This is a genomic window from Cetobacterium somerae (genome assembly GCF_022430525.1).
In the GTDB taxonomy this organism is placed as follows: Bacteria; Fusobacteriota; Fusobacteriia; order Fusobacteriales; family Fusobacteriaceae; genus Cetobacterium_A.
Genome location: NZ_CP092522.1, coordinates 61,992 through 76,648 on the forward strand (window position 1 = coordinate 61,992; position 14,657 = coordinate 76,648).

The 14,657-nt window shown below is 25.0% G+C and carries 13 protein-coding genes; 4 read left to right on the forward strand and 9 right to left on the reverse strand.

The genetic code is table 11. From position 1 onward, the window contains the following. The 4 genes from MKD34_RS13530 to MKD34_RS13545 form a co-directional block, all read right to left on the reverse strand. Entirely contained in the window at positions 1–819 is an 819-nt protein-coding gene (locus MKD34_RS13530; RefSeq protein ID WP_240222254.1) for a carbohydrate ABC transporter permease, read from the reverse strand. Continuing rightward, the gene (locus MKD34_RS13535; RefSeq protein ID WP_240222256.1) at positions 809–1,690 is read right to left on the reverse strand and encodes a carbohydrate ABC transporter permease; all 882 of its coding nucleotides are present in this window, start codon (positions 1,688–1,690) and stop codon (positions 809–811) included. Before MKD34_RS13535 ends, MKD34_RS13530 begins: the two co-directional genes overlap by 11 nt. Before the next feature lie 499 nt (positions 1,691–2,189). Then, on the reverse strand, positions 2,190–2,555 hold the full coding sequence (locus MKD34_RS13540; protein WP_240221983.1) for a hypothetical protein: 366 nt from the start codon (positions 2,553–2,555) through the stop codon (positions 2,190–2,192). 71 nt (positions 2,556–2,626) lie between these two features. Beyond that, positions 2,627–2,848, reverse strand: a complete 222-nt coding sequence (locus MKD34_RS13545) for a hypothetical protein (RefSeq protein WP_040407736.1) — start codon at positions 2,846–2,848, stop codon at positions 2,627–2,629. Positions 2,849–3,105: 257 nt separating this feature from the next. Here MKD34_RS13545 and MKD34_RS13550 point away from each other — a divergent pair, with 257 nt between their 5' ends. Genes MKD34_RS13550 through MKD34_RS13560 form a run of 3 tightly spaced genes read left to right on the forward strand, consistent with a single transcriptional unit; the run spans position 3,106 to position 6,109 of the window. Continuing rightward, entirely contained in the window at positions 3,106–3,975 is an 870-nt protein-coding gene (locus MKD34_RS13550; protein WP_240221985.1) for a carbohydrate ABC transporter permease, read from the forward strand. 1 nt (position 3,976) lies between these two features. Continuing rightward, on the forward strand, positions 3,977–4,780 hold the full coding sequence (locus MKD34_RS13555; RefSeq protein WP_240221987.1) for a carbohydrate ABC transporter permease: 804 nt from the start codon (positions 3,977–3,979) through the stop codon (positions 4,778–4,780). 33 nt (positions 4,781–4,813) lie between these two features. Next, positions 4,814–6,109 (forward strand): ABC transporter substrate-binding protein, encoded by a 1,296-nt coding sequence (locus tag MKD34_RS13560; RefSeq protein ID WP_240221989.1) that lies wholly within the window; start codon positions 4,814–4,816, stop codon positions 6,107–6,109. A 228-nt stretch (positions 6,110–6,337) separates the two neighbouring features. Here the strand turns inward: MKD34_RS13560 and MKD34_RS13565 are convergent, their stop codons facing one another. Both MKD34_RS13565 and MKD34_RS13570 read right to left on the reverse strand, forming a co-directional pair. Next, the gene (locus MKD34_RS13565) at positions 6,338–7,009 is read right to left on the reverse strand and encodes a hypothetical protein (protein WP_240221991.1); all 672 of its coding nucleotides are present in this window, start codon (positions 7,007–7,009) and stop codon (positions 6,338–6,340) included. An 8-nt stretch (positions 7,010–7,017) separates the two neighbouring features. Beyond that, a complete protein-coding gene (locus MKD34_RS13570; RefSeq protein WP_240221992.1) occupies positions 7,018–7,182 on the reverse strand; it encodes a hypothetical protein in 165 nt (54 codons plus the stop codon). Between the two features lie 192 nt (positions 7,183–7,374). Here MKD34_RS13570 and MKD34_RS13575 point away from each other — a divergent pair, with 192 nt between their 5' ends. Continuing rightward, a complete protein-coding gene (locus MKD34_RS13575; RefSeq protein ID WP_240221994.1) occupies positions 7,375–7,914 on the forward strand; it encodes an HdeD family acid-resistance protein in 540 nt (179 codons plus the stop codon). Between the two features lie 48 nt (positions 7,915–7,962). Here the strand turns inward: MKD34_RS13575 and MKD34_RS13580 are convergent, their stop codons facing one another. The 3 genes from MKD34_RS13580 to MKD34_RS13590 are packed head-to-tail and all read right to left on the reverse strand — an operon-like array spanning position 7,963 to position 14,420. Next, positions 7,963–11,139 (reverse strand): efflux RND transporter permease subunit, encoded by a 3,177-nt coding sequence (locus tag MKD34_RS13580; protein WP_240221996.1) that lies wholly within the window; start codon positions 11,137–11,139, stop codon positions 7,963–7,965. 1 nt (position 11,140) lies between these two features. Further along, positions 11,141–12,238 (reverse strand): efflux RND transporter periplasmic adaptor subunit, encoded by a 1,098-nt coding sequence (locus MKD34_RS13585; RefSeq protein WP_240221998.1) that lies wholly within the window; start codon positions 12,236–12,238, stop codon positions 11,141–11,143. A 10-nt stretch (positions 12,239–12,248) separates the two neighbouring features. Further along, a complete protein-coding gene (locus MKD34_RS13590; protein ID WP_240222000.1) occupies positions 12,249–14,420 on the reverse strand; it encodes a TolC family protein in 2,172 nt (723 codons plus the stop codon). Positions 14,421–14,657: the final 237 nt, after the last annotated feature.

Sequence of the window (14,657 nt, forward strand, 5' to 3'; positions counted from 1 at the left end):
CTATCCTTTTACTCCTGATTTTACAAAACTTGTCATTATTTTTTTCTGGAAGAATGCATACATAATAATTGGAAAAATAATTGTTAATGCTGCAATTGCCATTGTTACACCCCAATCATTTCCACCTTCAGAACTTATAAACATCTGAAGAGCTAAAGATAGTGTGTAGTTTTTCTTTTCACTTAAAATTAATAAAGGCCAAAAATACTCATTCCATGAGTTTATAAAAAATAGTATTCCCATAGATATAATAGAATTTTTAATCATTGGTAAAATAATATGATATAAGACTTTAGTTTCTTTAATTTTATCTAATTTAGTTACTTCGAGAATAGATTTAGGGATTCCTTTCATATTTTGTATAATCATAAATATTCCCATTCCATCAGCTAATTGAGGAAGAATAACTCCTAAGCTTGAATTTAAAAGTCCAATCTCAGAAATCATAAGATAATTAGGTATCATAGTTACTGTAAAAGGAACAAATAGAGTTCCTAAAATTAGAAAAATTAAGATTTTTTTGCCTTTAAAATTTTTAAAAGTTAAAATATACCCAGCTAAAATACTCGTGATAATTTTTCCAAAAGTTATAGCAGCAGATATAAAAAATGTATTCCATATATATCTTAAAATATCTACATTTTCAAATATATAAGTATAATTTCTAGATGTTATAACTTTAGGAATTATGCTTAAAGGATCTGCAAAAATTTGATCCATGCTTTTAAAAGAGATTGATAACATATATATAAGAGGAAAAATTTGAACTCCTATAATTAGTAAAAATAAGATATGCCACTTACTTTCTTTAATTTTCATAGTAAACTCCTTTTTCTAAAACTTTAATCTTTATAGAAATTAATATAAAGAAGAAAAGCATTGTTATAACAGAAAGTGCTGAAGCTCTTCCTGTTTGAAAAAATGTAAATGCATATTGATAAATACTATATACAAGGTTTGTACTACCATTATTTGGCCCACCTTGAGTTAAAACATTTATGGGGACAAACACCTGCTGTAATCCGTATACAATTGTCATAACGATAACATACAGTGCAGTTGATGATGTCATTGGAATAACAATGTATAAAAATATTTGTAAATTTGAAACTTTATCAAGTTTAGCATTTTCTATAAGTTCAGTAGGAACTTCGAGTATTCCAGCTAATAAAAGAATTAAATTATAACCAAAAATTTTCCAAGCAGTAATAAGAGTTATTAAAACCATTACGAGACCATTAGTTTTTAACCAAAATTGAGGTTTTAAATTTAAGAGCTCATAAATTTTTGATATAGGTCCTATCATAGGATTAAATACCCATACAAAGACTAGTGAGGCTACAACTAACGAAATTATGCTGGGAAAAAAGAACATAGTTCGATAGAATCCTTTAAATTTATTCACTAAAAATGCTAAAATATAAGCAATAATATATGGAAGTATAAAGTTAAATATAATCAATAAACCTATATATATAAGCGTATTTATTAAAGACTTATGGACACTATCTTCTGTTAATATATCTATATAATTTTCAAGTCCAATAAATTTTTTATTTTTACTAATCATATTCCATTGAAAAAAACTTAAATAGAAAGTTTTACAAATGGGATAAAAAATAAAAATGGTAAAAATGGTTAAAGCGGGCATTAGAAATGCTACTGCTAAAAGTGTTTCCTTTTTTTTCATCATGTCTCCTTAAATTATTTTTTCTCAAACTCAAAATATAATATCAGATAGATGTTAAACAAAAATTAATTTAAGGTAAAGATATGTTTAAATTTGTAAAAAAAATGTAAATAAAAAGTTTTATATAAAATTGTAAGTTTATATCACAAAAATATTGATAACCTTGTGAAAATTTATGTTGTTTTATATTATATTCGTGTAATTTTTAAGTTGATTTATGTTAAAAATTAACAAAAAAAGATAAAATATGATAGAATATATAGAAGAATTTATTTTTTTTTAAAAAAATCTAATATTACTAAATTTATTTGTCAGGGAGGAATGAAGTGAAAAAAATAATTTTACTTTTAACACTAGGGGTTACATTAATGGGAGTAGTTAAAGTTATATGGGAAGAAAATCAAATAGAAAGAGTTTATATATTAGATAAGTAAGATAATATGAATTTAAATAGTATTATAATATAAAAAGGTAGATTATATTAATCTACCTTTTAAATTTATTTAATTAAAAAATGAGTAATAATACTATTTTTTTCTAAAATTCCTTCATTTTTTTTAAAATGAATTACTATTGGACCATTATTTAATTTAATTCCATCAGCTGATATAGCTCTAGTTAAATTATATGTTTTTTTATTTGAATCTGTAAAGGTAGCAGTTTCCCAATTGTCATTTGTAATAAGAGTTCCAATAGTTTTATTACCATTAGATATTAGAATAAGTTTTTGATTTTCATTAATTTTAGGAGCTATAAGTGATTGAGTTAGTGGAGCTGATGCCTTTGAGTTTGATTTTGAGGTTAAAGGTTTGCACCCAGCTAAAAATATAAAAGTTGTAGTTAATAATAAAATTTTGAAATTCATAAATGCCTCCTAATTTTTATAAATTTAAACCATGTACTATTTTTTAAGTATAGCATATTTTTACATTAAATTTATATAATTAATCTTAAATTTTTATTAGACATAGTATCGAATTCTTTTAAAATTTCAATTTGAAATTTCAAAAACTCTTCTCTTTTTTCATTGATATTTTGAATTTTAGATATAATTTCAAATTTCTTCATATAATATTCAATTCTCTTATTAAAAAAATTATTTTCTAAAAACCATTCGAGTAAATCTATTTTTCTTTGCTCATCATTGTATTGTTCCATTGTATTCCCCTTGATTGAAAAATTTAAACAAAACTCAAGTATACTTTTTTTGTATGTTTTAAAGTTTATGTATATAAACATTATATAGAAATTATGTTTAATTTTCTATTTGAAATTTTAAAAATTTTTTTTTATTACAAATTTCAAATTATCTAATAGTAATAATATCAAACAACAGATGAAATTATACATAACTTTTACATAAAATTCATAATGAATTAACATAGATAGTATAAAGTGTTATATAAGGAGGGATTATGAAAAAAGAACAAAATTTAACAGGAATTTTATTTTCAATACCATCATTAATAATACTAATAACATTTTATATTTTTCCATTAATGAAAACCGTTTTATATTCTTTTTCATTTACTGATGCAAAAGGACAAATAGTAGAATTTGCAGGAATTGAAAATTTTTATGAACTATTTACAGATTCAACATTTCATCAAAGTATTTTAGTAACTTTAAAATTTTCATTAATAACAGTTTTATTTAGCATGATAATATCTTTATTTTTAGCAATAATATGCAATGAAAAATTAAAGGGGATAAAGTTATTTCGAATTATCTTTTCATCAAGTATGGGAGTATCAGTATCCGCAAGTTCAAGTATAGTTTTATTTTTATTTCATCCAAGTGTTGGATTAATAAATGATATATTAAGTTTATTTGGAGTTTTACCGATAAATTGGTTTACAAGTTCAACCTACGCTATTTGGGCAATATCTTTTGCCACAATATGGATGAATATAGGATTTGGGTTTTTAGTTTTAACAGCTGGATTGCAAAATATAAGTCAAGAGATAGATGAAAGTTGTGAAATTGATGGAGTAGATTATTTTACAAAACTTTTTAAAGTAACTATTCCATTATTGAGTCCAAGTTTATTTTATTTGTTAATCACAACGACTTTAAAAGCTTTTCAAAGTTTTGGTCAAGTAGATATGTTAACTGGTGGTGGACCTGCAAACTCAACTAATTTTATAGTTTACAGTATATATAAAACAGCATTTAGTAACTATAGATTTGATTACGCTAGTGCTCAGGGATTATTTTTACTTATTTTAATTACAATAATAATGGTAATTAAATTCAAATTAGAGAGGAAGGTGCACTATCAATAATATGAAAAAAAGAGCTATGTATATATTACTTATTATTTCTGGAATTGTAGTATTTTTTCCAATAATTTATTCTTTAGTAGCTAGTTTTATGACAACTAAAGATATAATGAGTGGAAAGATTCTGCCATCACAAATAAATTTTATAAACTATAAAGATTTACTTCAAAATATTCCAATACTTCAGTTTTTCTTTAATAGTTTAATAACATCAATAGTTGCAATGATTTTTCAAATTATCATATGTAGTTTAACAGCTTATGCTTTAGTTTTTATTGAATTTAAAGAAAAAAAGATAGTATTTTTATTAGTGATGTGTTCAATATTTATACCGTGGGAAGCTATATTCATTCCAAATTATTTTATAATTTTAAAAATGAGATTATTAAATACAAAATTAGGAATTATATTACCATTTTTAGCAAATGGATTAGGAATATTTTTAATGGTTCAGCAATTCAAAACATTAAATAAATCTCTGATTGAAGCTGCTAAAATTGATGGATGTAGCCATGGATTTATATATTTAAAAATAGTATTACCTTTATCTAAAGGAATTTTAAGCACTTGGGGAATTTATTCTTTTTTAAATGTTTGGAACATGTATTTATGGCCATTAATGATATCAACAAGACCAGAGTCAAGAACAATTCAAATTGGATTAAAAATGATAAAATCAGAAGAAGGTACAAATTTTGGTGTTTTAATGGCAGCTGTAGTTATAGTAATAATACCATCTTTAATAGTATTATTTTTAGGTCAAAGTCAACTTGAAAAGGGAATGACATCTGGAGCAGTAAAAGAATAAATTAAAATAAATTTAAAATAACTAGGAGGAAAAATGAATTTAAAGAATTTAGTAGTACTTGGATTAACAATTTCAACAGTTATATTTGCAAAAGAAAAGGTTGTATTTTGGCACTCAATGAGTGGGCAGCTTCAAAATAGTTTAAATAAAATAGTTACAGATTATAATAATTCACAAAATAATATTGAAATAGAAGCAATTTATCAAGGATCTTACGAAGAAACAATATCTAAATTTAAAGCTATTTCAGGAACGAAAGAAGCACCTGCCTTAATTCAAATGAATGATATTTCAACAGCTTTTATGTATAAAAGCGGAGCTATAACTCCAATTGAGAAGTTTATAAAAGAAGATAATTTTAATGTAAATAATTTAGAGGATGCATTACTGAACTACTATAGAATTGGTGGTGAATTATATTCAATGCCATTTAACTCATCAACAGCGATATTGATTTATAATAAAGATGCCTTTAAAGAGGTAGGATTAGATCCAAATAGTCCACCTAGAAATTATTCTGAATATGCTGAATATTCTAAAAAGTTAACAAAGAAAAATAGTAATGGTTCAATTGAAAGATATGGTTCAGCTATGATTATGTATGGATGGTTTATAGAGCAATTTTTAGCTAATGATAATAAATTGTATGTAAATAAAGAAAATGGAAGAATGGGTGAAACTCCAACAGAAGTTACTTATGAAAAAGATCTACCTCAAATTTTAGAATGGTTAAGAGAAATGTATAAAGAGGATTCTGCAACATCTTATGGAAGAGAATGGGATTCTACTAGAACAGCTTTTGCATCAGGTAAAGTTGCAATGTATTTAGATTCTTCTGCTGGAATAAAGGGTATTATCAATAATTCAAATTTTGAAGTGGGAACAGGATTTATTCCAAATGCAAATGGAGAATTTAATGGAAGTGTTGTTGGAGGAGCGTCTCTTTGGATAACAAATTCCTCGGATAATGCTACACAAAAAGCTGCATGGGATTTTATAAAGTATGCAACATCTAAAGATGTCCAGACATATTGGTCAATTAATACAGGATACTATCCTGTTAATAGAGGATCTTATGAAACTTCAGAGATGAAAGAAAATATGGAAAAATATCCACAATTTAAAACAGCAGTTGCTGAAATTAAAGAAACAAAACCATCTTTTGCTACTCAAGGAGCTATTTTAGGTGTATTCCCAGAGGTAAGAGAGAAAATGGTTGAAGCAATGGAAGTTAATTATGAAGAAAAAACTTCGATTGATAAAATAGTTGAAAAAGTTGTAATTGATTCAAATAGAATAATTCAAAGATATAATAAAATAAATAAATAAATAAAGTATAAAAAAAATCTCTATTTTACGTAGAGATTTTTTTATTAACCAAGCCATATTATGGCCATATTTTTGAAGTATTATAATCTATATCAATAAAAATTAAAAGATAAAAATAAAAGGAGTAAGAATGAAAAAATTATATAATTTACTTGGAATTATTGTATTGGCAAATATAGGTGTAATTTTTCTAAAGAGTATATAAAAAAGCTAGAGTAATCTAGCTTTTTACAATTCATTTAAAAATGATTTATTATTGAAGATAAACTCCCTTATTAGAATAGAGGTTTTAGGATGTTTTAGCATCTTTTGAAATATTTGTATATTAAGTTTAATGTTATTTAAAGTATTTAGATTTAAATTATTACTGAATTTAATACCATAATATTTTGATATTTCAAAAAGTTTTGGCCATCGATTTCTGCCATGAGAATTTTTTATTTCTACGGTGCTAACATTTGTAAGCATAGTACAGAATTGAATTTTGGTTTCTAAATTTAATAAATGGTTATAAAGTTTAATATTGTATGAAACAAAATGTATTGTATCTTTAGAAAAATATTCAAACTCTTTTAAATTACTAGTATTTTTAAGTTCTTCTAAATAGATTATTTCTCCTGTTTTTAAATTAAAGCCAATTTTAATAGCACTGATATAAAGAATATCTGAGTTTATATCTAGATTATTATTACTCAAAGAAAAAAATATTATTTTCTTATAATTTTTAGAAAGCTCTAATTCTTCTTGTTTTGTAGAAGCTATAGTTTTACTAATCTCTTTTTTTGATATTGATATAGTTTTTTTACTATCTTGACTTTTAATATTTGATTTAAATTTTGAATTTTTTATATGAAAGAAAACTACTACTATGATAATGATTATAAAAATAATATATAACATATATAATCTTAAACTCTAGTTAGCTTTAATTTTAATAAGCTATCAGTAGAATTTTCAAAATTTATAGATTTTAGTTTAAAATCTAATGCTTCTAATTTTGGTAGTAGTTCTTTTGTTATTTTTTCACATAATTCACTTTCTGATAAATGTTCTCTTTTATTTAAGTTGTTCAAATAAATCCCTCCCGAAAAAAATTATATATGTATATTTTATACTAATTTGTAGAAAAATTGAAGCTAAAATTAAAAAAAATTATATTTGCAAATTATGAAAGAAAAATAGGTAACAAGTTTCAAATAGTTAAAAAATAAAAAAATGATACAATTAATCTATCAGAACAATAATATATAAGGATGGTTTTAAAAATGAATAATTTATCAAAAAATATTTACCTCACATTATTAGTAATTGGAATAATTTTTAGTTTAATTGGAGTGTTTGGTATTTTTAATCCACTAGTGTTTTCTATTTATTTAATTGAAATTTTAGCTATATTTTTCTTTATGAATGGAGTTAAAAATTTAACAAAAGGAATACAGTTAATTAAAAATCCAAATGTCCATTGGAGTTTATTTATACTTTTAAGTATTTTAGAAATTATAGCAGCACTATCACTTTTAATAACTCCATTTTCAAGCCAAATTTTTATAATAATTTATATTGGATTCATTATGTTATTAAAAGGAATATTTGTTGTATTTAATACTTTATTTCATAAAAATATTTTTCCAGGATTAGCTAGTGTAAGTTTTAGCAGTGGATTGATAGATATTTTATTTGGAGTTTTATTAATGGTAGTTCCATTTATATCACAACAGTTTATTTTTTTATGTATAGCTTGGTATATTTTATTTAGTGGTATAAATTTAGTTATGATAAGTTTTTCAATAAAAAGAAATATTTAAAAAAGGTACTTAGGTACCTTTTTTAATTTTTCTTTTTATAAATTAGTTTTATTTTATAATTAATTTATTTTCATCGTATTCATAATTTTTAAAATTAACTTTATAGAAAGTTGCATAAATAACTGGAATAACTCCTAGAGCTAAAACTGTGTCTGTTGCTAAACCAAAGATTAATACAACGGCTAATGGTTGAAAAAGAGGCCCACCGAAAAAGTATAGAGGCATAAGTCCAACTAAAGTAGTTGCAACAGTTAGGAATATAGGTCTAAGTCTAGATTGACATCCAAATACGATTGCATCTTGATCACTTCTTTTTAACTCTTCTTTTTCAATTGTCATTTTATCAACTAAAATAATTGCATGATTTAAAACAACCCCAGCTAAGGATATAATTCCAATCATAGCCATAAATCCTAGTTGCGTATTTGTAATTAGAAGACCAATAGCAATTCCTAAAAGAGATAATGGAATAACAAGCATTATAGTTAATCCTTTTTTCATAGAATTAAATTGTCCTACAACTAAAACAAACATCATAAGTATCGCAAAAGGAACTTGTGCAAATAATGCATCTTGATTTTCTTTAGATGTTTTCATTATTCCAGATGGATAATACTTTATATTAGGACCCCATTCTTTTAGTTTTTCTTCTAGCCATGGTTCTACGAGTTTATTAACCTCTAAAGGGGTAGTGTCATCTTTAACAGCTGCATCAATTTCGATAGAGTAAGCCATATTTCTTGTAGAAATATAATTTTGTCTAAAATCTAATTTTATATTAGCAATCTGTTTTAAAGGAACTGCTTTTCCAGAAGAGTTTATTAACTCAATAGATTCAATAGATTTAATATCATTTTTATAAGTATTTTTTCCTCTTAATACAATAGGAATGATTGTGCTTTGAGGAGGAGCATTGAAATCTCTAAAAATAGTAGCATTATAACCTTGTAGAACAAATTGTAAATCTTTTCCAATTGTATCGTTATTAAATCCAGCTGCTTGAGCTTTTTCTTGATTTATTTCTATACTAATATCAGGTACTTCATTACCCCAAGCATCTGAGATAGAGTATGCACCAGGAGTATTATTAAGTTTATTTTTAAGTTCGTTAGCACATTTTTTAAGAAGTGTAATATCATTTGATGTTAAAACATATCCTAAATCTTTTTCTAAAGTAACTCCACTTCCTAAACCTTTGGTAACAATATCAATACTTGGATATTTATTTTTTAAGTAAGTGTTTATTTCAGTACTTATTTTAGGAATTAGAGTATAATCAGTTAAATTATACATTATATAAGCGTATTCAGTTAAACGAGTTTCAGGAGTATATCCTGTAGAGAATCTTGGAGCTCCACCTCCTATAAAAGACCCCCAACTTAAAACTCCAGGTTTTTTATAAACTAAAGTTGTTCCACCAGTTGTTATGTAGTCCCAAAGCGTTGGAGATAGTGGTTCTTGATCTCCAGTCGAATAATTCTTAGATATAAAATTATTGGCATCTTTAACCACTTTTCTTGTAAAGTTTATGTCAGTACCTTTAGGTAATCTTATGTATGTTGACATAACAGGATCAGTTGAAGCTGGCATAAAATTGTTTGGAACAAGCCCAAGTAGCCAAAGTCCTAAAATAAATGAAATAGCAGTTCCAATAAGAGTTATCTTTTTATTTTTTAGAACTGTTAAAAGAATATTTCTATATATTAGATATGGTTTACTATTTAAGTCTTGTTTTTCTCCAGCTTTTATTTTAATAAAATCATAGCAAAGCAATGGAATCAAAGTTTGATTTATAAGCCATGATCCAATTAAAGCTAACATAACAACTATTGTTAATGGTCCAACATATTGTCCCATGTCCTCTTTATTCAAAATAATAGGCGAAAATGCCATTATTGTTGTTATAGAACTTACAAGTAAAGGAATAGCAAGAGTTTTAGCAGATTCTAAGCAAGCTTCCATTCTTCCTTTTCCATTTTCTAAAAGAACAATAATATTTTCAGACATAACAACAGCATTATCTACTAACATTCCAAGAGCAATTATAAGACCAGCCAAGGTAATTTGATTAATACCATAATCCATATAGTATAAACCAATTAAAGTAAATGCGATTGATGTTGGAGTAAGAGCAGCAACTATAAGACCAGATCTAATTCCTAAAAATGCTAGCATAACAAGAACTATTGTAATTACAGCTTGAAAAAGATTAGCAATAAAAGAGGTAACTTTTACTTGCACTAAATCAGGTTGATAATAAATTTCACCTATTTCTAAACCTATAGGAAGATTTTTTTTGAACTCTTTTAAAGTATTTTGAATTCCATTACTCATAACTAAAATATCTTCACCAGATCCTAAAGAAACTCCCAAAGTAATTGCATTATTCCCATTGAAATCTATTGAATATGGTGATGGGTCTTGATATCCTTTATAGATATTAGCAATTTCTTTAAGGTAAATACTTTCTTTTCCATCATTACTTGTAATAACGGTATTTTTAATATCTTCTATACTTTCAAAATTACCAGTTGGATTTATTTTTAATCTATCTTCATTGATAACAATATCCCCACCCTTGATAATAATATTAGAATTATTTAAAGTTGTAAGAATAGTTTGTAAGGTAATTCCAGTTTGTGAAAGGAGTTTATTGTCGATATCAACATATATAGTTTGACTTTGAACTCCACTTATATCAATTCTTCCAATTTGTGGAACAGCAAATAAAAGTGTTTCTTTTAATTTTGTTGCAGTTTCATAAAGCTCTTCATATGTATACCCATCTCCACCTAATGCTAAAAGAGTTCCATACACATCACCAAAATATGTATTTATTTGTGGTGTTTGGACTCCAGTTGGCAAATAAGGAACAACGAAAGTATTAATTCTATCTCTTAACTCTTGCCAAACAGGCTGTAAATCTTTGTATTCACTTTTTATATTTACATATACATTTGATTGTCCATCAACATTTTTGGATTCGACATAGTCAAGAGCATCCATATTTTGAACTTGATCAGCAATTCTCTTACTAACTAAATCACCAACTTGTTTTGCGTTTGCTCCAGGCCAATTAGTTGTAATCAATGCTACTTTAATTGTGAAACCAGGATCTTCGGCTTTTTCTGACTTATCGTAAGATACGTATCCAACTATTAAAAGAAGAATAAATAATAAATAAGCTGTAACTTTGTTCTTTATGGTTAATTCTGTTAAACTCATATTACATCTCACCTTTTATTAAAGAAACTTTTTGATTTTCTAACACTTGATTACTTCCTTTTGTTATTACAAAGTCCCCGTGACTTAAGCCAGATGTTATAATAACTCCATTTGATGTTGGAGTATTTAAAATTTCTACTTTTTGTTTTTTAGAAATACCAATATTATTTACAATATCTGTAACAACATAAACATATTTTTCGTTACTAGGTCCTGTAATGATAGAACTTAAAGGAAGAGAGATTATATTTTCATCCTCTTCTAATGTATTTAAAGATATATTAGCAATCATTCCAACTTTTATATCTGAGGAATTAGCATCGTTTAATTTAGCTTTAACAGGGTATGTACTTCCATAACCAGTTGAAAGAGTTCCAATATTAGTTATAACGCCATCTATTTTTTTATTATTTAAAGATGATATAGTAATATTAACCATTTGTCCTTGTTTTAATTTCCCAACGATAGATTGTGAAACATTAAATTCAACACTTCTATCACCATCACTATTTAAGATAAAAATAGTAGTCTCAGGACTAACAATTTGATTAACTTCACTTTTAACTTGTCCAATAGTTCCATTTTCTGGTGCTTTTAATTGTGTATAACTAAGCTTTAACTTAGATAAATTTAAAGCTTCTTTTAAGGCATTTACAGTAGAAAAAGCAGATTTATATTGAGCTATAGCGCTATCATAAGATGCTTTAGAAATACTATTTTCTAAATAAAGAATCTGAGATCTTTTATAATTAGCTTCTGTTTCTGCAAAAGAAGCTTGTCCTTTGGCTAAATCTGCTAAAGCCTTTTCGTAGTTTAGCACATACTCAGTATTATCTAATGTTGCTAAAACTTCACCTTTTTTTACAGTATCTCCTAAATCAGCAATTCTTTTATTTATAGTTCCAGAAACTCTAAAACTTAGATTTGATAGAGCTTCTGATTTAATAGTTCCAGAATATGTTCTTTTAACCGAATTTTCTTTCGAACCTACAATTTCATAAACAACTGGTTTTATATTTTCATTTTTATTATTACTTTCTTTTTTACCACAAGCTAAAACTGATAGTGTTAGTAAAAAAATTAAAAATTTATTTTTCAATGTGATCCTCCTATTTTTCTAGTACTTCATTTAAATTATTTAATATTTCTAATTTTTCATCAGAAGTCATTGTAATTGACGATTTACCATAAAGATTTTCTAATTTTAATGCTGAATTAATTAGATTAAAATTTTGAATAACATTATTTAATTCTTGAGAAAGTGCATTATTTTGTGCCGAAAGTAAATCTGTAACAGTGATTGTACCTTCAGAGTAAAGATTTCGTACTATATCTAAATTTTTCTTAGCTACAGTTGAAGAAGTTGAAGTTGAATAATTTTGAACATAATTACTTAAAAGTTCAGTATAAGTTTGTAAAACTTGCTGAACTAAATTATTTTTTGAATCTGCCCAAGAATATTCTAAAGATTGAATTTCACTTTCTATTTTTTTAGAGTTATAATATATTTCACCACCAGAAATAAGAGGTAATGTTGCAACTATTCCAGCTTCCCAATATTCATCTGGGAATTTTTTATTAGAATTTTCTCCCCATGGTGTAATCATATTATCTTTATAATATTTTCCTGCTGCAGAAACCTTTGGTAAAAATCGTTCTCTTTTATTAGCAGATAATTCTCTTTCTTTAGCTTTTATATTATTATTTAAAGATGCTAAAGAGTTAGAATTTGAAATAGCTCCTTGAACAAGAAAATTTTCTATCTTTTTAGATCTATCAGATCCATATGAAAAATTTTTATTGAATGAATCACTTAAAACAAAATAAGTAGATACATCTTTTAATGACTCGTAATTATAACTATTATCTGTTGGTAAATTTAAAAGAGTGTTTAGATAAATCTCTTGATTTTTGATTTCACTTCCGATATTAGCTATATTTGCTAAGGAACTTGCAACATCAGATTCAAGTCTATAAACATCTTGAAGACCACCAGCACCTACTTTATAATTTAATTTAGCAATCTCTAAACTTTCTTTTAAAAGAGCGTAGTTACTTTTTTGAATATCTAGTTGAGCATTTAATTGAAGTATATTGACATAAGTAGATGCTGTATAATATAAAATATTTAACTTTGTCTGTTCATATTGTTTTCTACTAGAATCAAGTGCAAGTTTTTCAATTTGAACAGAAGCATTAAGTTGATCATTGAAAATAACTTGAGAAAGTTCTAAATATGAGCTTACACTATTTGTAGGAGCTCCCATCTTAAAATTACTTGTTTTTTTATCAATAGCATTATATTGCATATTTGCATTCAACTGAGGTAATCTTGAACTATTAGAAATTTTCACATTATAAGAACTAGTTTCTAAATCTTGTTTAGATTTTAAAAGTGAAAAATTTGAATTTAATGCTCTTTCAACTGCATTTTTTAATGTAAGTTTAATTCTATCTTTTTCAGATATTTTTAAATTTGAAATATTTTGTAAAAAAATAAGATTTGGATATAGTCCAAGTTTGTTAGCTACATCTCCATTAAAAAAAATATTTTCTCTAGGTTCATTGACTTCAACTACTTTGCCCAATCTATTGTTAGTTTTATAAAGCATATAATTTAATGATGCAGCTCTAATACGTTTTGAAAATTCCTTTTTCATATCAATACCAACATAAGCATATTTATTAAAATTTTCATTGAACGATATTAAAAATATAGGATTTTTACTTTCTTTTATTTTCTTTTCGTCAGCTTTATATATATTAATTTTTAAATTGTTTATATTAATATTTTTAGATAAGTTAGTAATGTTTACTTCACTCATATTTGAAATAAAAATATCGATTTCATTTACTCCATTTACATTATTAAAGATTTGAAGATAGTTTTTTAAATCTAAATCACTGTAGACATAATTTAAATTATTTGGTAATTTTTCTAAATTTTTTCCAAAACCTAAAGGTGCAGAATAAAATTTATTTTTGTTTAAATTTTTTATTTTATCGATAGAAGTATCAGTTAAAATAAAAAGACTATCAATTTTATTATCTAAATTAATAGAATTTAGTTGATTTTCTAGAGTTTGATTATCAACATATAGAACTTTTATTATATTCGGCTGAAAATTAGTACCAGCAAAATTTTTAGTTAGTTCATCTTTTAGAATATTTAAGTAAGTATTTGATATTTCATCATTATTTTCTAAAATAACTGCAGTATTAAGTGTTTTAGAAAAAATAGAAATATTCATTATAAGTAATAAAAATAAAACTTTGATCACAGTATCCTCCTAAATTTAAATTTGACTAAATATTATATACTTTAAATTTAATATTTGTATATTTGCAAAGAAATACTAAAAAAAATGTACTGTGTTGCATAATTAAAAGTTCTTCTATTTATATGAGAAAAATGATATACTATTAAGACATATATATTATTAAAATTTTAAATATAATAAATTTGATAAGATATGTTTTAGAGGATTATTTTCTTTAAACATATCTTTATTTAATTA